The 18,565-nt window shown below is 59.2% G+C and carries 18 protein-coding genes, 1 pseudogene and 1 riboswitch; of the genes and pseudogenes, 4 read left to right on the top strand and 15 right to left on the bottom strand.

Translation table 11 applies throughout. The features are described 5' to 3' along the window. Window positions 1-1,223: 1,223 nt before the first annotated feature. From IMW75_RS25720 to cobO, 10 genes and pseudogenes are all read right to left on the bottom strand, one after another. Window positions 1,224-1,757: a hypothetical protein gene (locus IMW75_RS25720; protein ID WP_205894192.1), complete on the bottom strand. Its 534-nt coding sequence runs from the start codon at window positions 1,755-1,757 to the stop codon at window positions 1,224-1,226. A gap of 124 nt (window positions 1,758-1,881) precedes the next feature. Further along, window positions 1,882-2,277, bottom strand: a complete 396-nt coding sequence (locus tag IMW75_RS25715) for a hypothetical protein (RefSeq protein ID WP_205894191.1) — start codon at window positions 2,275-2,277, stop codon at window positions 1,882-1,884. Window positions 2,278-2,435: 158 nt separating this feature from the next. Beyond that, on the bottom strand, window positions 2,436-2,915 hold the full coding sequence (locus IMW75_RS25710) for a hypothetical protein (RefSeq protein ID WP_205894190.1): 480 nt from the start codon (window positions 2,913-2,915) through the stop codon (window positions 2,436-2,438). 101 nt (window positions 2,916-3,016) lie between these two features. Continuing rightward, window positions 3,017-3,118 (bottom strand): annotated as a pseudogene (locus IMW75_RS25705) (bifunctional adenosylcobinamide kinase/adenosylcobinamide-phosphate guanylyltransferase); the annotation flags it as partial. Between the two features lie 58 nt (window positions 3,119-3,176). After that, entirely contained in the window at window positions 3,177-4,628 is a 1,452-nt protein-coding gene (locus IMW75_RS25700; RefSeq protein ID WP_205894189.1) for a cobyric acid synthase, read from the bottom strand. Continuing rightward, entirely contained in the window at window positions 4,625-5,617 is a 993-nt protein-coding gene (cobD, locus tag IMW75_RS25695) for a threonine-phosphate decarboxylase CobD (RefSeq protein WP_205894188.1), read from the bottom strand. Before cobD ends, IMW75_RS25700 begins: the two co-directional genes overlap by 4 nt. Then, window positions 5,610-6,518 (bottom strand): adenosylcobinamide-phosphate synthase CbiB, encoded by a 909-nt coding sequence (cbiB, locus tag IMW75_RS25690; RefSeq protein WP_205894187.1) that lies wholly within the window; start codon window positions 6,516-6,518, stop codon window positions 5,610-5,612. Before cbiB ends, cobD begins: the two co-directional genes overlap by 8 nt. Next, window positions 6,515-7,165, bottom strand: a complete 651-nt coding sequence (gene bluB / locus IMW75_RS25685) for a 5,6-dimethylbenzimidazole synthase (protein ID WP_045060562.1) — start codon at window positions 7,163-7,165, stop codon at window positions 6,515-6,517. The genes cbiB and bluB overlap by 4 nt, the downstream gene beginning before the upstream one ends. Then, window positions 7,162-8,490, bottom strand: coding sequence for a cobyrinic acid a,c-diamide synthase CobB (locus IMW75_RS25680; RefSeq protein ID WP_205894186.1), 1,329 nt, complete (start codon window positions 8,488-8,490; stop codon window positions 7,162-7,164). The genes bluB and IMW75_RS25680 overlap by 4 nt, the downstream gene beginning before the upstream one ends. Continuing rightward, complete coding sequence (gene cobO, locus IMW75_RS25675; RefSeq protein ID WP_045060560.1) at window positions 8,487-9,098, bottom strand: cob(I)yrinic acid a,c-diamide adenosyltransferase; 612 nt, start codon at window positions 9,096-9,098, stop codon at window positions 8,487-8,489. The genes IMW75_RS25680 and cobO overlap by 4 nt, the downstream gene beginning before the upstream one ends. Before the next feature lie 81 nt (window positions 9,099-9,179). Continuing rightward, a riboswitch (cobalamin riboswitch) is annotated at window positions 9,180-9,414 on the bottom strand. 129 nt (window positions 9,415-9,543) lie between these two features. Between cobO and IMW75_RS25670 the strand changes: the two genes are divergently transcribed. Further along, window positions 9,544-10,857: a PQQ-dependent sugar dehydrogenase gene (locus tag IMW75_RS25670; RefSeq protein WP_205894185.1), complete on the top strand. Its 1,314-nt coding sequence runs from the start codon at window positions 9,544-9,546 to the stop codon at window positions 10,855-10,857. Between the two features lie 40 nt (window positions 10,858-10,897). Here the strand turns inward: IMW75_RS25670 and IMW75_RS25665 are convergent, their stop codons facing one another. From IMW75_RS25665 to IMW75_RS25645, 5 genes are all read right to left on the bottom strand, one after another. After that, entirely contained in the window at window positions 10,898-11,440 is a 543-nt protein-coding gene (locus IMW75_RS25665) for a C40 family peptidase (protein WP_205894184.1), read from the bottom strand. Window positions 11,441-11,605: 165 nt separating this feature from the next. Then, window positions 11,606-12,247: a C40 family peptidase gene (locus IMW75_RS25660; protein WP_205894183.1), complete on the bottom strand. Its 642-nt coding sequence runs from the start codon at window positions 12,245-12,247 to the stop codon at window positions 11,606-11,608. A 213-nt stretch (window positions 12,248-12,460) separates the two neighbouring features. Further along, the gene (hda, locus tag IMW75_RS25655) at window positions 12,461-13,165 is read right to left on the bottom strand and encodes a DnaA regulatory inactivator Hda (protein ID WP_045060556.1); all 705 of its coding nucleotides are present in this window, start codon (window positions 13,163-13,165) and stop codon (window positions 12,461-12,463) included. 228 nt (window positions 13,166-13,393) lie between these two features. Then, window positions 13,394-14,467 (bottom strand): AI-2E family transporter, encoded by a 1,074-nt coding sequence (locus tag IMW75_RS25650; protein WP_045060555.1) that lies wholly within the window; start codon window positions 14,465-14,467, stop codon window positions 13,394-13,396. 34 nt (window positions 14,468-14,501) lie between these two features. Continuing rightward, window positions 14,502-15,563 (bottom strand): DUF2066 domain-containing protein, encoded by a 1,062-nt coding sequence (locus IMW75_RS25645; protein ID WP_045060554.1) that lies wholly within the window; start codon window positions 15,561-15,563, stop codon window positions 14,502-14,504. Between the two features lie 382 nt (window positions 15,564-15,945). Here IMW75_RS25645 and purM point away from each other — a divergent pair, with 382 nt between their 5' ends. Genes purM through IMW75_RS25630 form a run of 3 tightly spaced genes read left to right on the top strand, consistent with a single transcriptional unit; the run spans window position 15,946 to window position 18,388 of the window. Beyond that, window positions 15,946-17,004, top strand: a complete 1,059-nt coding sequence (gene purM, locus IMW75_RS25640) for a phosphoribosylformylglycinamidine cyclo-ligase (protein WP_045060553.1) — start codon at window positions 15,946-15,948, stop codon at window positions 17,002-17,004. Between the two features lie 11 nt (window positions 17,005-17,015). Beyond that, entirely contained in the window at window positions 17,016-17,666 is a 651-nt protein-coding gene (gene purN / locus IMW75_RS25635) for a phosphoribosylglycinamide formyltransferase (RefSeq protein WP_205894182.1), read from the top strand. A gap of 8 nt (window positions 17,667-17,674) precedes the next feature. After that, complete coding sequence (locus tag IMW75_RS25630) at window positions 17,675-18,388, top strand: DUF3108 domain-containing protein (RefSeq protein ID WP_122837993.1); 714 nt, start codon at window positions 17,675-17,677, stop codon at window positions 18,386-18,388. Window positions 18,389-18,565: the final 177 nt, after the last annotated feature.

Here is an 18,565-nt window from a genome sequence, read left to right as displayed (position 1 = left end):
GCTGGCTGAGGCCCTGGATATGACCGATTTGAATGGCGGCGCGTTCTTCGACGCTGAGTTCGTGATAGGACATGGGGCAGCACCGTACCGGAAAGGTCAGGTGTTGCACTCAGTTTTTGCCGCCGCCAGGATTTATTGAGGGCGCTGACGACCTAAAAAAAGAAGAAGTCGCTAATTTTATAGCAACGAGAGCCCCTGAAGATGACCCCTTGCTCAGCGAACATTTGTTAGAATTAATAGAACAGGCAGAGTCCGAGCAAAAAGCCAAAATTATTGGAGTCTTATTTCGAAGGCTCGTTCGAAGCAAAATAAGCCGAGATCAATTTACAGATCAAGTACGCTTTGTAAACAAGATTTACATTATGGACCTTTTTAATTTCATGCATGGGTATCACAACCATTACATCCTAGAGGACGGTCTCGGAGACATACTTGTAAACTATAGAATCTGTAAGCGAACTGTAAGTCTTGCCAGTCAACAAAAAAACCTACTTAAGCAAGAAACAGAGCAATACATCAAAGTCAGTTATGAAATCACTGGAGTCGGAAATAAATTCCTCAAATCCTTACATGACGCATATACAGATATGATCGACCAAAAACACATGCTTGAGGATTAGTACTTCGAGAGCAATCATATTGATTGCGCATTATTACTGATAGCCCATGTTACTTTGTTCGGAGGTGGCAATTTAGAATTTCCGCTTTTGGCCGCTTTCTGCCTGTCACAAATCTCGCGCATAAGCATTTCTAGCCTTCAGCCCCGAGTAGACGGATCATGAATTCTCTCTGTTTCTGTGATCGGTTTATGTCGAGTGATGATGATCGTCATGGTATCTCCAAAAGGATAAGGGAGCAGGCCAGCGGCACTGCTCCATAGGGGAAAATCCCCAAACGCCAGACACAGTTATCCCTCCACACGAAGGCGGATCAGCAGCAAAGAGAGGGAGTTCAGGTCTGGAGCGTAGGGAGGATCTGTATTGCGGGGATTGCATGAAGACGCTTTAGAAGCGGGGCAGAACTGCCGCGGGTGGATCGGCAGCCTCTCAGCGTATACGGAAGAAGTAGAAGGCCCATCCCACAACCAACAGCAGCGGGATGCCCAGCCATGGATATAGGAAGCTCAACACTGCCGTACTGGAGATGCCCAGCCAACGAGTCGCTGGAAACCACATGCCCAAAACGGCAGCAGAGATCAAAGCAGAGGTAATAGCCCACATAACTCAAGCCTCCTTGGACTTACGTTTGCCCTTGGTGCCGCTCTCCCTTTGTGCCTCTTCCTCCTGCACCACTGCCTCGATTGCTACCTGCTCGAACGTCATCTCCTTGGTGTGTTCATGCCAACGACTGTTATCCGCATTGGTCTGAATCAATCCCAACGCCTTGACGACCGCCATAACAAAGCCACCAGTATTCACCGACTTATTAGGAAAGAGCGTCTTGAAGGATGTTGAAGTGAGCTCAGTTGCACCGGTGATCAATTGCTCGATCAGAGAACACTGAATCCATTCCTTACTGAAAAAGCCGCTGCCGGTGTTGCTGACAAGCTTCAGGTACAGCTCGGACTCTCCTTTGCAGCCCAGTTGATAACCCAAGGTGGATCGGCCAGTCAGGGAAGGACTGCTACCGCTTTTCAGGATACGGATTTGATCATCAACACCAGTGGCTACAGGAGTGGATCCAGGTGAAAGTTCAGATACGACTTCAGGTGCAGCATCTGTTACGGATGGACCTTGGACTTCGGGTTCAGATTTCATGGACATAGTGATACCTCTCAAGTTTAGTAATAAGATACAGAATTGGTATTAGTGTATGATGAAGTTGACGGGCTTCTGGGCCTTTCAAATAAGATGGCTGAATAGCCGTAACAGGTGGAACGGGTTACTGGTGGGAGTATTGCTGGAGCATTTTGAGCAGTTCAGGATCAGCGCGTTTTGACACGAATACCACGACACCGAATCCATCGTCACTGAGCACATAAACCATCTCGAACCAGTTGATGTGTTCCTCGATGGCCTCCCATGAAGGACTGAAGCCAGGTTCTCCATACCGGCAACCATCGAAACGATTAGCCATGACAGAGAAACCCAGTGCAGCATCCAGATTTGCGACGGTATCGCACTCTTCAAACACTATAAAGTTAACCATCTCACTTAGTTCGTAGCCCTCATATTCGTTAAGACTTTTGACTTTAGCAGCCAGTAGTTTGCGCAGTTCCGGCTCAAAACATGAACCAGCCCCCTCCTCTATCGATTTTGAATCTCGTAATATCTGCATTGTACAACTCCTTTTCTGCGGACAAAAAAAAAGTGCCTCCGAACTCTTCCGAAGACACTCACCGAACTGAAAATAAGTCTTTCAAATCTCTAGCCACTAACTACCAGAGATTACAACTTTACGCTCACACCAAAAACTACCGCCCACCAGTCCAAAACTTAAAAAAGAACGCTCCCTTCATCAAATTTTTTGCACACTCCTTTTTCAATAGTGCTAAACCCTGCAGGCCCAAGAAAAGAAAAGCCACTACTAAGCGCCCCATCAACCCTACTAATTGTTAAGTCTCTTGAAGACACATAGTTTTTGTGACTCTGAACGAAATTACACTTAATATCAAACTCACTAGACTTACACTCATAGACACTATGACGTTCACTTTTCCCTCCCTCCAACACCACAAATTTTTTATCCTCCGTCATAATCATAACCACAGGATCATTTTCATCAAATTTTATTTTATAAATTTGCGAAAACGGAGTTGAGTGGGACTTTCCAAGAGCATCAAATATTGCCTGAGCTTTACGATCCTGCTGGATTGTTTGTCTCTCACCAGAGCACTGAAGAGTAACAAAATCAGACGCAGCTGAAGCAGCACAGAACGGCAACGTCATAAAAAATGCAAAAAATTTGCAACGCATCAGGAAACTCCATTATGTATTTATTATTTTACATGCAAATTAATGATACATATGCTAAAAGGAATTTTCACCCGCACACTCATTTCGCCATCCAGTGTTTAGCTGGTAGCGATATAGGTTACGGCCAGCATACTGTCACAGGCAAGCTTCTCCACTAGACGATTCTTGCCATAGCGGGCGGCGCCGAGGATTAGTTGGAGCATGGTGATTTACCTTTAAATGGTGGCAGTGCGACGGTTCGACTTGCCCGCGATAGGGCCCTCAAATACCACACAGTTCACGCAACAGCCCGGTATCCAGGTGCTTCTCCACCAGATCCGCCAACCGCTCGATATCCCGCTCTCGCAGGCCGTGATAGTCCACCTCCTGCACATCCTGCAAACCGGCCCAGCGCAGCAGCGCACTGCAGGCCGCCGGCGACTCGAACAAACCATGCAGGTATGTGCCGAAAATCTGCCCGTCGGCGCTCTGTGCTCCATCACAGCGGCCATCGTCCAGCAGCACTGCCGAATTCTCCAGCGCAGGGCCGGTAGTCACGCCCGCATGGATTTCGTAGCCGCTGACCGGCGCATCTTCCAGTGCCAGGCGACCACGCACATTGCGCAGTTGCTTCTCCTGTTCCAGCCGGGTTTCAAAGGCCAGCAGGCCCAGCCCTGCGCTGGAACCGGGCGCTCCTTCCAGACCCAGCGGATCATGCACCTGCGCACCGAGCATCTGCAGGCCGCCGCAGATTCCCAGCAGCTTGCCGCCATAACGCAGGTGACGGGCAATCGCCGTGTCCCAGCCATTGGCGCGCAGGTAGGCAAGATCACTGCGCACGCTTTTCGAGCCGGGCAGGATGATCAGGTCGGCGGGGGGAATGGCCTGGCCGGGGCCGATGAACTGCAAGTCCACCTGCGGGTGCAGGCGCAGCGGATCGAAATCTGTGTGGTTGCTGATGCGCGGCAAGACCGGCACCACCACCTTGAGCACCTGGTCCGCCTTGTCGGCCTGGCGTTGATCGATGCCATCCTCGGCTTCCAGGTGCAGGTCCATCACGTACGGCAGTACACCGATCACCGGTTTGCCAGTGCGCGCTTCCAGCCAGTCCAGGCCAGGTTGCAACAAGGCGATGTCACCGCGAAAACGGTTAATGATGAAGCCTTTGACGCGCGCCTGCTCACTGGCGGACAGCAACTCCAGGGTGCCCACCAGGTGCGCAAAAACCCCGCCGCGGTTGATGTCTGCAATCAACACCACCGGACAATCGACAGCCTCGGCGAAGCCCATGTTGGCGATGTCGCCGGCGCGCAGATTGATTTCCGCAGGCGAACCGGCGCCTTCCACCATCACCACCGGATAGGCTGCGCTCAAGCGTTGATGCGAAGCGAGCACCGCCTGCATCGCGATGGCCTTGTAGTCGTGATAGGCGACCGCGTTCATGCTCGTCACCGCCCGCCCATGGATGATCACCTGGGCGCCCGTGTCGCTGTTGGGCTTGAGCAGCACCGGATTCATGTCGGTGTGCGGCTCGAGATTCGCAGCCTGGGCCTGCACCGCCTGCGCACGACCGATCTCGCCCCCGTCGGCCGTGACCGCACTGTTCAGCGCCATGTTCTGCGGCTTGAACGGCACCACGCTCACGCCCTGGCGCACCACCCAACGACACAGCGCGGTCACCAGCGTGCTCTTGCCGGCGTCGGACGTCGTGCCCTGCACCATCAACGTAGTCATTGTGCTTCCTCGACGAAGGCTTCAAGGGCTGACACCAGGCGTGCCCAGTCTGCTTCCTCGGCGGGCAGGCCAAAACGCAGGCTGCTGTTGTGGGTGAACAGGCGCAACAGGATGCCGCGCCGCGCCATGAACTCATACAGTGCTTCGGCGCGCTCGGTGATCAGCCACTGGAACAGCGCGCAGCCGCCCTGTGGTACGAAGCCGCATTGCTCGAGCAGCAGCGCCAGGCGTTTGCTGGCGGCCTGGGTGCGCAAACGTTGCCCGATGTGCCCTTGGGTATCCAGCAGACAGGCCAGGCCGAGGATGCGGGTCGGCCCACTGACCGCCCAGGGCCCGACTTGCTCGGCGAGCAATTTAAGGAGTTTGCGCTCGGCCAGTACAAACCCCAGCCGCACGCCCGCCAGGCCAAAGAATTTGCCGAACGATCGCAAGACGATCAAGCCGACCTGATGGGTATAAGCAGCCACGCTCAATTGCGGCGTGTTGTCCATGAAGGCCTCGTCCACCACCAGCCAGCCGCCGCGCTGGGCCAGTCGCGAATGCCAGTCGAGCAGGCGCTTGGGGGACAGGCCAAGGCCCGTGGGGTTGTTCGGATTAACCACCACCAGCACGTCCAGGTTGTCGATAAAAAAATCCACTTCCTGCTCCAGCACTTCGCGCACGATGTAGCCGCTGCGGCGCCAGGCTTCGGCGTGCTCGGCGTAACAGGGTGACAGCACGCCGACCTTGCCGGCCCGGCGCAAACGCGGCAGCAGCTGGATTGCCATTTGCGAACCGGCCACTGGCAGCACCTGGGCAGCACCGTAATAATCGCAGGCAGCCTGCTCCAGGCCGTCATCGCTTTCCGGCAGCCGCGCCCACGCTCTCAGCGGGATCTGCGGGATGGGAAACGGCCAAGGCGCCAGGCCAGTGGACAGGTCGAGCCAGTCGGCTTCGGCGATACCGTAGTCGATTGCCGCCTTACGTAAGCGCCCGCCGTGTTCAAGCATAAAACTCCGCCCCCACGCAGATAATCAACAACCACAACCATACCCCGCGCTGGACCAATTGCCAGCCACGGTCGATGGAATCCGCGTCCGCCGGTACGCCCTCACCCAACGGCGGGCGCTGGTGCAGCTCACCGTGGTAAATCGCCGCCCCGCCCAGCTCCACGCCCAGCGCGCCGGCACCTGCGGCCATGACCGGACCGGCATTGGGGCTGTCCCAGGTCGGCCCCTGGGTCCGCCAGCATTTGAGTGCCAGTCGGGTTTTGCCCAGCAAGGCGTAAGTCAACGCCACCAGCCGCGCAGGAATGTAGTTGAGGACGTCGTCGATTTTCGCCGCCGCCCAGCCAAACCGCTCGAAGCGTTCGTTGCGATAACCCCACATGGCATCCAAAGTGTTGCTCAAGCGGTAGAGCACCACCCCCGGCGCGCCAGCGACGACAAACCAGAACAGGGCGGCAAATACCGCGTCGCTACCGTTCTCCAGAACGGATTCGGTGGCCGCGCGGGCGACTTCGGTTTTATCCAGCTCGCTGGTCTGGCGGCTGACCAGGTAACCGACGCGAGTGCGCGCTTCATCCAGGTCATCGCTGCGCAGGGCCCTGGCCACCGGCTCGACGTGCTCGCCAAGGCTGCGCATGCCCAGTGCGCAATAAAGTGCCAGGATCTCGACGATCCAACCCACCAATGGCGCCCAGGACAACGCGGTCGCCAGTAAGGTCAGCGGCACTACGGCGAGTACCCAGGCCGTCACGCCATGGCTGCGCCAGCCTCTACCACCACTGTTGAAGCGCTGCTCGATGCGATCGGCAAAGCGCCCGAACCCCACCAGCGGATGCCAGCGCCTGGGCTCGCCCAGCAGCGCATCCAGCCCCACGGCAGCGACGGTCAACAACGCCACACTCATTGACTCTCTCCCCAGACATTTTCATACAGCAATTCACCCAGCGGCCGCGACTGCGCCCAGCCTTCGAGGACCAGCATCGGCGCCGGATAAAATTCCTGCACCGGCCCCAGGCACAACACCGCCATCGGTTTTGCTCCCGGCGGCATGCCCAGCAGATCGGCCAGGGCTTGCGGCTCGAATAGCGAAACCCAGCCCATGCCCAGCCCTTCGGCACGGGACGCCAGCCACAGGTTCTGGATGGCGCAGGACAACGAGGCGATGTCCATTTCCGGCAAGGTGCGCCGGCCGAAGATGTGGCGTTCGCGATCATCCATCAGCGCGGCGACCAGCACTTCGGCGCAGTCGTTGATGCCTTCGACTTTGAGCTTCATGAATTCGTCAGTGCGCTCGCCCAGGGCTTCGGCGGTACGGATCCGCTCTTCTTCCACCAGGCCCTGGATTTGAGCGCGCACAGTGCGATCGCTGATGCGCAGGAACCGCCAAGGCTGCATCAGGCCGACACTGGGGGCCTGGTGCGCGGCTTCGAGCAGGCGCCGCAGCAGCTCGGGCTCGACAGTGCCACCGCTGAAGTGGCGCATGTCGCGGCGTTCGGCGATGGCACGGTAGACCGCGTCGCGTTCGGCCTGACTGAATGTGGCGTCGGTCATGGCCTTTTCGCGAGCAAGGCGCCCTCCCGGTCAGGCAAAAACAGTGCAGCCACCGCCACCGGATTCGACGGAAAATAAAAGTGCACATAAGAAGCCGTCATCCGCCCCTGACGATAAACCGCCTCCGCCCCACGTCCGCCATTCGGGCTCAGCCCACGGGCAATCGGTGCCAGCTCGGTGCTGGTCAGCGAGTGATGGTAGGTATGCCCACGTAACGCGCCCTCAGGCAGTTCCACCACCTGCAAGGCCAATGCAGCCAGGCGCTTTTGCATCACCGCATCTCCGGCCAGCAACCCCACCAGTTCGGCACGCGTGCCGTCGACGTCGGTCAACGAATCGAGCAGATAAAGCATCCCGCCGCACTCGGCCAGCAACGGTTTGCCCGCGCCATGGTGCTCGCGGATCGCCGCCAGCATCGCGGTGTTGCCAGCCAACGCCGCATGGTGCAATTCCGGGTAACCGCCTGGCAGGTAAAGGCTGTCCGCCTCGGGCAAACGGGCATCACGAATAGGCGAGAAAAACCGCAACTCGGCGCCCATCGCCCGCAACAGGTCCAGGCTCGCACCGTAGGTAAATGCAAAGGCCTCATCACGGGCCACGGCGATACGTACGCCCGCGAGCAAGGGTTCGGCAACAACCAGATCAGGCGCGGCAAATTCCACCGCCGGGGGCAGCGCTACCTCGCAACTGCTGGCCAAGGCGTTCGCCGCGGCGTCCAGACGCAGGTCGAGGTCGTTCAATTCGCTGGCCTGCACCAGGCCGAGGTGACGACTGGGCAGCTCGATCCCGGTCTCCCGGGACAACGCGCCATACCAGCGCAACCCCTCGGTCAGGCTTCCTTCAAGCAACTGCGCATGGCGCAAGGTGCCCACGCGATTGGCCAGCACCCCGGCAAACGGCAAATCCGCCTGATAGCGCGCCAGCCCCAGAGCCAGGGCGCCAAAGGTCTGCGCCATGGCGGTGCCGTCGATCACCGCCAGCACCGGCACGCCAAAATGCCGCGCAAGGTCGGCACTGGAAGGCGTGCCGTCGAACAGCCCCATGACCCCTTCGATCAGGATCAGGTCCGCCTCGCCAGCGGCCTCCCACAAGAGGCGTCGACTGTCCTGCTCGCCGACCATCCACATGTCCAGTTGATAGACCGGCGCACCGCTGGCGCGCTCAAGGATCATCGGGTCGAGAAAGTCCGGGCCGCACTTGAACACACGCACCTTGCGTCCCTGGTTGCGATGCAACCTGGCCAGCGCAGCGGTCACGGTGGTCTTGCCCTGACCGGAAGCCGGCGCTGCAATCAATACCGCCGGGCAACAGCGAGGCTGACTCACAATTCGACGCCTTTTTGCGCCTTGATCCCGGCCTGGAACGCGTGCTTGACCACGCCCATCTCGGTCACGGTGTCGGCCAGTTCAATCATCTCCGGCTTGGCACCGCGACCGGTCACCACCACGTGCTGCATGGGCGGACGAGCCTGCAAGTCACTGAGCACCTGATCGAGATCGAGATAACCGTGCTTGAGCGCGATGTTCAATTCATCCAGTACCACCAGGCCGATCGAGGGGTCACGCAGCAGTTCACGGGACACTGCCCACGCCGCTTCGGCGGCGGCGATATCGCGCTGGCGATCCTGGGTTTCCCAGGTGAAGCCTTCGCCCATCACATGAAACCGCACCTGCTCCGGGAAGCGTCGGAAAAACAACTCTTCGCCGGTGCTGTTGCGGCCCTTGATGAACTGCACCACACCGCACTGCATGCCATGGCCCATGGATCGCGCGAGCATGCCGAATGCCGAGCTGCTTTTGCCCTTGCCATTGCCGGTGAGCACCAGCAGCAAGCCGCATTCATTCGGCGAGTTGGCGATGCGTTCGTCGATCACGGCTTTTTTGCGCAACATGCGCGCCAGGTGACGTTCGTCACGATCGGGGGTATCAGTCATGGGGAAGCTCTCCGTTGGGGCTGGATAACGGCGGGCAGGCACAAGAATAGACGGCAAGAAGCCTGGCATCGCCCACCGTGATGCCGCTGGATGGATCAGGCCGGTCTCCGGGCTCATGAGCGGCTGATAGCCTGACTGCGCGCCTTCCCATCTCGATTGCTCGACACAGTGGCACAAGGCGCAGTCTTCACTCATTTACCGTTGCGGGGGCAGCGCCGGGATCATGATCAGTCTTTGCTCGAAAGCGACCACTCACCGGCTTCCCTGTTTCACCCTGTCGACGACGTCACAGGGCACCTGAAACAAGGCGCGAAGGTTAGAGGGTTGGGGGTGGAGCGTCAATTAAAGTCCGGCCTGCGGTGCTGAATTGATTTACCCCCGTTGAACCATCGCGCATTTGCGCTTCTCTACTAAACAGGTCAATGCATTCATAGGGAAGGTCAGCATGCGCAAGCCCCAGCTCGTTTTCGTCATCGCCCTCGCCGGAGGACTCGCCGCTTGCGGTGAAACTTCCAGCCTGCAAGTCTCTGACGGCACCGGTCCGTCACCCAAATTGCCAGAACCGAACAAGACCCTGATACCGACGGTGAACATCGCCCCGGCCATCGGCTGGCCGGACGGTACCAAGCCGACCGCTGCCGCCGGCACCCAGGTGGCCGCTTTCGCCGAAGGCCTCGACCACCCGCGCTGGCTGTATGTGCTGCCCAACGGTGATGTGCTGGTGGCTGAAACCAACGCCCCGCCAAAACCCGAGGATGGCAAAGGCATCAAGGGCTGGGTCATGAAAAAAGTCATGGGCCGCGCCGGTGCGGGCGTGCCCAGCCCGAACCGCATCACGCTGCTGCGGGACAAGGACCATGACGGCGTCGCCGAGACCCGCACGGTGTTTCTGGAGAATCTCAACTCGCCGTTTGGCATGACCCTGGTGGGCAACGACTTGTATGTCGCGGACACCGATCGGTTGCTGCGCTTCAACTATGAAAGCGGCGATACGACGATCAAGTCTCAGCCAATCAAGGTGGTCGACCTGCCGGGCGGTACGCTGAATCACCACTGGACCAAAAACGTCATTGCCAGCAAGGACGGCAGCAAGCTGTACGTCACGGTAGGATCGAACAGCAACGTCGCGGAAAACGGCATGGACCAGGAAGAAGGCCGCGCAGCTATCTGGGAAGTGGATCGTGCCACCGGCAATCACCGCATCTTCGCCTCCGGCCTGCGCAACCCGAACGGCATGGCCTGGGAACCCCAGACCGGCGCCCTGTGGACCGCTGTCAACGAACGTGACGAAATCGGCAGCGACCTGGTGCCGGACTACATCACATCGGTCAAGGACGGGGCGTTTTACGGCTGGCCTTACAGCTACTACGGCCAGCACGTGGATGTGCGCGTCGAGCCCCAGAATCCGGACCTGGTCGCCAAGGCCATTGCCCCTGATTACGCGGTCGGCCCCCATACCGCCTCTCTCGGCCTGACCTTCGCCGAAGGCAATACCTTGCCAGCGCAGTTCAAGGAAGGCGTTTTCATTGGCCAGCACGGTTCGTGGAACCGCAAACCGCACAGCGGCTACAAAGTGATCTTCGTGCCGTTCAACGCCGGCAAACCGACCGGGCAACCGATCGATGTGCTGAGCGGTTTCCTCAACGACGAGGAAAAAGCCATGGGCCGGCCGGTGGGTGTGGTGATCGATCAGCAGGGGGATTTGCTGGTGGCAGATGATGTAGGGAACAAGGTGTGGCGGGTATCGGCTACTCAGTAACGCTGCACGCCAAAACCTGTAGGGGCCGGCTTGCCGGCTCCTACGGATTGCGTGCCAGATGTTCCGGCTGCAACACGCGCTTGGCACTCAGATACGCTTTTTGCCAATAGGCCTTGGACAGGCTGTCCAGCTTGACCGTCCCACCCGTGGCAGGCGCATGCACAAAGCGCCCTTCGCCGACATAAATTCCGGCATGACTGACCTGGGAACCGCCATTGGTGGCGAAGAAAATCAGGTCGCCCGTCTGCAACCCTTCCTTGCCCACACTGGCCGCCTGCATCCCGATCATCTCGCGGGTCGTGCGCGGCAGCGTGATACCGGCGACATCGCGGTACACATAGCCGATCAGCCCACTGCAATCAAAACCGGCGTCTGGCGTATTGCCGCCCCAGCGGTAAGGCGTACCCACCAGACCCAGGGCGCGAAACAACACGTCTTCGGCTTCAGGGGAAAAGGGTTGGGCAGGACCAAAAACCAGGGGGGCGCGAATCACCGGTGCCGGAGCTGGCGGCGGAGTGCGGCTGGCACAGGCGCTGAGCAGCGCTGCGGCGATCAAGAGTACAAGGCGGGCCGACGTCTTCATATACAGAACACCCTGATCTGGCTGCGGCTGTTTCCACCGGAAGGGCAGAAAAGAAAACCGCCGGCGCAGTGCGCAGGCGGTCAGCCATCAATAATAGATCAGGATTCTAGACGCTATACAGCAAACTTCAAGTAAGACTTTAAGTTCACCTTACAAACTGTAGGTTTACTTGCGAGCAGTGACGATGGTCGGCGCCATCGCGAGTGCTCGCTTGGCCTCAATGAAGGTCTTGCTCCAGTAGCTGTCACCCAGGCTATCGACCCGGACACCACCGCTACGGCGGCTGCTGGAGTGGATGAACTGGTCATCACCCAGGTAGATGCCGGCATGGCTGACACGACCGCGACGCCCATTGGTCGCGAAGAACAGCAGGTCACCCGGCTTGAGGTTGCTGCGAGAAACCAGCGGGGCATCCACGTTGATCATTTCCCGAGTCGAGCGCGGCAGGTTCATGCCGGCCTCTTCACGGAACAGGTAGCCGATGAAACCGCTGCAGTCGAAACCGGCTTCAGAAGTACCACCAAAACGGTAACGGGTACCGATCAGGGACATGCCGCGTTCAAGGATGCTGTCTGCCAGAACCGGCAGCTGGTACGACTTGCCATCAGCGAAGCTGACGAGTTGTTTATCGGTAGCCGACTCTTCCTGGAATGGAGTTTCCAGATAACGAACGGAAGAGGATTGGGCGGTAACGGAAGATTTAACCGGTTGCTGGGGCGCTGGCTCGGAGACGGGAGAGTGAGCGGCGCAACCGAACAACAGGGTGACGAGTGCGAGAGGCACGAGGGGTGCGAAGCGATTTAGCATGGGCACGACCGTGGCTGATAGTTGTAAAGAAGCCGAGACTATGCCCGCTATCATCCTCATTTGCAAATTCAATCGAACTTTATGTGACTTTTCGGTTTCGCGATTTCATCTAAGCGCTAATGCCCTATTTAGACACTCGCGCGGCCTGCACCCAGCAGGAAAGCGGATATTCTCGCGCCTGAGAACCAGCAAAAAGCCAGCAGGGCCTGGGTTTTACCAGCCCAGGGTTTCTTTCAGAAACGGAATGGTGAGCTTGCGCTGTGCTTGCAGGGACGCCTGATCGAGCTGCTCCAGCAATTCGAACAGGGCACTCATGCTGCGCGTGCCGCGGGTCAGGATGAAGTGCCCTACTTCATCGGTCAGGTGCAGGCCGCGACGGGAAGCGCGCAATTGCAGAGCGCGCAATTTGTCTTCGTCGGACAGCGGACGCATCTGGAATATCAGGGCCAGGGTCAAGCGTGACTTGAGGTCCGCCAGCTTCACCGGCAGTTCCCGGGGCGAAGTCGATGCGGCTATCAACAGACGCCGACCACTGTCGCGCAGGCGATTGAACAGATGGAACAGCGCCTCTTCCCAATCCGCGCGCCCGGCCACCGCCTGCAGATCATCGAGGCAGACCAATTCGTATTGTTCGAGGTTGTCGAGAATTTCGATGCCGCGATCCAGCAGCTCGGCCAGTGGCAGATACACCGCTGGCTCGCCCATCTGTTCGAAGCGCAGACAGGCGGCCTGCAGCAGGTGCGTGCGCCCCACGCCGTCCTTGCCCCACAGGTAAATCAGGCTTTCCGTCCAGCCGGCGTCGGCTTCGCAGAGTCGCTCGACATAGCCGAGTGCAGCGGCATTGGCGCCTGGGTAATAATTGATAAAGGTAGCGTCATCACGCAGACGCACACCTAGGGGCAGCTGAATCGGTTTCATGCTGACTGAACAGTTCCGACGGAACCGTTAGTGGCCTCTGTGTAAAGTTTGCGAAGTTTATACCCGTGAGGCTGACCGCACAATGCGACAGACCACAAGCAAAATCAAGGGTTTGCGTTAGCTTGCCGGTTTGGTGACAGATTCTCTGACGGTGTGGGCGCCTGCAGCAAGCGTGAAACACACCGCCCGGTACGGGACCGGGCGGCAGTCAGGCCTCAATGCCGCCCGCTACAGCTCGGGCTCATCCTCGCCATTGTAGATGTCCGAATCCTTATACAAATCATGCATGTGGCGCACCAGCACCATGATCACCGCCGCCACTGGCAAGGCCAGAAGGATGCCGGTGAATCCGAACAGCTCGCCCCCGGCCAGAATGGCAAATATCACGGCGACCGGGTGCAGGCCGATGCGGTCACCCACCAGCAATGGCGTGAGCACCATGCCCTCCAGCGCCTGCCCCACCATGAACACGGCAACGATGCCGATCATGGGGTACAAATCGCCACCGAACTGGAACAGCCCGGCGATCAGCGCAGCACCGATACCGATCACGAACCCCATGTATGGCACGATGGCCGCGAGGCCAGCGATCAAGCCGATCAACAGCCCAAGCTCAAGCCCGATGAGCATCAGGCCCGCTGCATAGATGACGCCCAGCGCCACCATCACCAGCAATTGCCCGCGCACAAACGCGCCCAGCACTTCGTGGCATTCGCCCGCCAGGCTGACCACGCGTTCTTCGCTATCGCGCGGCAGCAGGCTGCGGATCTTGGCCATCATCAGGTCCCAGTCCCGCAGCAGGTAGAAACTCACGACCGGAATCAACACCAGGTTCGCCAGCCAGCCGATCACCGCCAGGCTGGAAGCCGTTGCCTGGCTCAGCACCACACCGACGATGTCAGTCGTCTGCCCCATGTGCTCGCTGATTGCCGCCTTCAGCTTGTCGAACTTCCAGAAGCCGTCCGACAAGCCGAATTTCGACTGAGCCCATGGCAGTGCCGTGTGCTGCAGCCAATCGAGCATCTGCGGGGCCAGCTCATAGAGACGCAGCATTTGCTTGGCCAGCATCGGCACCAGCACCAGCACCAGCGTGGTGACGATCAAGGTGAACAGCGCAAACACCGCGATCACACCCCAAGTGCGTGACAGCCCGGCCTTCTCCAGCCTGTCCACCAGGGGATCGAACAGATAGGCCAACAGCAACGCCACCAGGAACGGCGTCAGGATCGGATGCAACAACCAGACAAGCGCGCAGAGCAGGACGACTCCACCCAACCAGAACCAACGCCGCGTATCGGCCATGAACCACTCCTGCTTCTATATAAGGAAAGAAAAACTACCAGCGAAAACGTAACTGCGGAACCGGGGCCGGGGCTGGCGCTACGGCAGGCGCCGCACCATCGGCTGCAGGCTGAACCGGCGGCACCGGTGCAGGTGCCTCCCCGGCTGGCAACTCCTGCAACTTCGCCAGGGACAGCTGCGCCTTCAACTGTTCGGCACTGCCGCGAACCCGGTAGAGAATCCGGTCGCCATTGACGCTCTGCAGGCGCATGCCGAAGGGTTCCAGCAACCTCCCGAGGGCGGCATAGCGCTCCAGGTTCATGCCCTGGACCTCAAGTAACTGCTCGCCAGACGCGCCTGGCTTGACCACAAAACGCGGCGCCAGTCGCTCACTGACCGCGAGCATGACGGCATCCGCGACAGCGGCCTGATCGGCACCCTGCACGCTGCCTGCTTCTTTCTTGTCGCCCATCCACAAATTCCAGGTTGCCTGCCACTGGCCGCCCTCCTCCTTGGCATGCACGGCGAGCAGGGCATCGGCGTTGTAACGCTCCGAGGCGCTGCGCAGTGGCGCCGCGTCACCGCCTTCCAGGGTCGGTCCGGTCGCCACCAGTTGTTCGCTCAGGTCCGCCAGCGGCAAGCGCAATGGCAGCCCTCGATGCTGGGCCGCGCGACGCAGCGGCGTCGCGCTGGCCTGGCCATCACCGACCAGGCTCGAACCCTCAGTGGCGTCGTTCAACCACCAGCTCAGGATCGACGGGCGATTGGCACCCCACAGGGACAAACCGGCGCGACGCAGCGCCTGCTCGGTGGTCGCGGGGTCAAAATCGACTTTCAGCACTTGCGGCGGTCCCGCTTCGAAGCCGTACTGGCTGATGATCTGCTGCGGGTCCTTGCGGATGGCGGCCAAGGCGGGATTCTGTGCGGCCTTGGGATCGCCGGTCAGGCGCAGTACCAGCGTATCCAGTGCTTCCTGGGTCGCCTGGTCGCGAATCTCCGGCGACTGGCCACTCACAGGTTGACGCACCTGATACAGACTTTTAACCGTCTCGGCATGGCCGGCCAGGCTGAAGAGAGACAAACAGCCCACAAACAAACATTTCGGAAAAAAACCCATGAAAGATTCCTGACTATTGGAGCGGCTGGAACAGGCCGCGTGAACCGGACGAGCATGGCTGTGACCACACCCTTCGGCAAAACATTCACCCGGCCCGGGCAAGTTTTTGCACTGTCATAACGATAGACGGTTAATGGCGCTACCTTATACAGCCATGAGCGAGACGACCAATACGGCCTGTGACGGTTTTTTTTCGGCCGATATGCCCCTGCCGTCGGCGTGAGGATGGCCGCTGCCCTTCAAGCCTGATAAAATCGCGCGCCTTCGCAGACCGGCAACAGCCGGGCACCCTGGAATTCGCGCACGGCACCCGCCCTCGTCTGTTCCTGCGGTCCCGCTGGACTCGGTCGTTACCCCTGAATCCCCCCTAAAGGCCTGGATCATGAGCAAGCAACCCTCCCTGAGCTACAAGGACGCCGGTGTAGACATCGACGCCGGTGAAGCATTGGTCGAACGCATCAAGAGCGTCGCCAAGCGCACTGCGCGCCCGGAAGTCATGGGCGGCCTGGGCGGTTTCGGCGCCCTCTGCGAAATCCCGGCCGGCTACAAGCAGCCTGTTCTGGTTTCCGGCACCGACGGCGTGGGCACCAAGTTGCGCCTGGCACTGAACCTGAACAAGCACGACAGCATCGGCATCGACCTGGTAGCCATGTGCGTGAACGACCTGGTGGTCTGCGGCGCCGAGCCACTGTTCTTCCTCGACTACTATGCCACCGGCAAGTTGAACGTCGAGACGGCTACCCAGGTTGTCACCGGCATTGGCGCTGGCTGCGAACTGTCGGGCTGCTCCCTGGTCGGCGGCGAAACCGCTGAAATGCCTGGCATGTACGAAGGCGAAGACTACGACCTGGCCGGCTTCTGCGTCGGTGTCGTGGAAAAATCCGAAATCATCGACGGTTCGAAAGTCGCTGCCGGCGATGCCTTGCTCGCCCTGCCGTCTTCGGGCCCGCACTCCAACGGCTACTCGCTGATCCGCAAGATCATCGAAGTGTCCGGTGCCGACATCGAAAACATCCAGCTCGACGGCAAGCCGCTGACCGACCTGCTGATGGCCCCGACCCGCATCTACGTCAAGCCACTGCTCAAGCTGATCAAGGACACCGGCGCCGTAAAAGCCATGGCCCACATCACGGGTGGCGGCCTGCTGGACAACATCCCGCGCGTTTTGCCAAAAGGCGCCCAGGCGGTGGTTGACGTTGCAAGCTGGACTCGCCCTGCCGTGTTCGACTGGCTGCAAGAGCAAGGCAACGTCGACGAAAACGAAATGCACCGCGTGCTGAACTGCGGCGTTGGCATGGTGATCTGCGTAGCTCAAGAGCACGTTGAAAGCGCCTTGAACGTCCTGCGTGAAGCTGGCGAGCAGCCTTGGGTCATTGGTCAGATCTCCACCGCTGCCGAAGGCGCGGCTCAGGTCGTACTGAATAACCTTAAGGCCCACTGATGCAAGAGCGGATGTCCGCCACCTGTGATGTCGTGGTGCTGCTTTCCGGCACCGGCAGTAACTTGCAGGCCTTGATCGACAGCACGCGGACCGGCGACAGCCCGGTCCGCATCGCTGCGGTGATTTCCAACCGCGCCGACGCCTTTGGCCTGCAACGCGCCAGGGACGCGGGTATCGACACCCGCTCCCTGGATCACAAGGCTTTCGATGGCCGCGAGGCCTTCGATGCCGCGCTGATCGAACTGATCGACGCCTTCAACCCCAAACTCGTGGTGCTGGCCGGATTCATGCGCATTCTCAGCGCTGATTTCGTGCGTCACTATGCGGGTCGCCTGCTCAATATCCATCCCTCGCTGCTACCCAAATACAAAGGGTTACACACTCATCAGCGCGCGCTGGAAGCCGGCGACACTGAACACGGCTGCTCCGTACACTTCGTCACCGAGGAACTCGATGGCGGACCACTGGTCGTACAGGCAGTAATACCGGTAGAGTTGCATGATTCGCCGCAGAGTCTGGCGCAGCGAGTCCACACCCAGGAACACCTGATCTACCCGATGGCCGTACGCTGGTTTGCCGAAGGTCGCTTATCACTGGATGAGCAAGGTGCTTTACTGGACGGACAGTTACTCGCCGCCAGCGGCTACTTGATTCGAACCTAGGAGATATTATGCGTCGCGCCCTGCTCTTCGCTTGCGCTCTGCTCGCCCTGCCCCTGGCACAGGCTGCAGAACTTCAACCTTTCTCCGCCAGCTACACTGCCGACTGGAAACAGTTGCCCATGAGCGGCACGGCATCGCGCAGCCTGACCAAGGAAGCCAATGGCGTCTGGAAGCTCAGCTTCAAGGCTTCGATGATGATCGCCAGCCTGTCCGAAGAAAGCACCCTGACACTGGACAAGGATACCCTGCTGCCGCAGTCGTACCACTTCGAACGTGGTGGTCTGGGTAAAGCCAAGAAAGCCGACCTGGATTTCGACTGGACCACCAAAATGGTGACCGGCACCGATCGCGGTGACCCGGTCAAGCTGCCGTTGAACCGCGGCATGGTCGACAAGTCCACGTATCAGCTCGCGCTGCAGCATGACGTGGCGGCCGGCAAGAAAAGCATGAGCTATCAGGTGGTCGATGATGGTGAAGTCGATACTTATGACTTCCGCGTGCTGGGTTCGGAAAAAGTCGACACCAAGGCTGGCCAGATCGACGCGATCAAGGTCGAGCGCGTGCGCGATCCAACTCAGAGCAAGCGCATTACCGTGCTGTGGTTTGCCAAGGATTGGGATTACCTGCTGGTCCGCCTGCAACAGGTTGAAACCGACGGCAAGGAGTACAACATCATGCTCCTGGACGGTACGGTGAACGGCAAGGCTGTCAAAGGCAGCTGATCCGCAGTTGACAAAAAAAGCCCCGCAATCGCGGGGCTTTTTTTCGCCTCGTGTCTCGTCCTGAATAAGGTTTACACCTTCTGGCTTCTTATCAGGAAGGTGCAATGAACACGGGCGAAAAACGTAGCCAGAGAGATTACACGCTGACTTTTAAATTGTCGGTTGTCGACCAAGTCG

The sequence above is a fragment of the Pseudomonas gregormendelii genome, from assembly GCF_017114825.1.
Classification (GTDB): Bacteria; Pseudomonadota; Gammaproteobacteria; order Pseudomonadales; family Pseudomonadaceae; genus Aquipseudomonas; species Aquipseudomonas gregormendelii.
The sequence above is the reverse complement of the archived record's forward strand: the minus strand, read 5'-3'. Positions and strand labels throughout refer to the sequence as shown.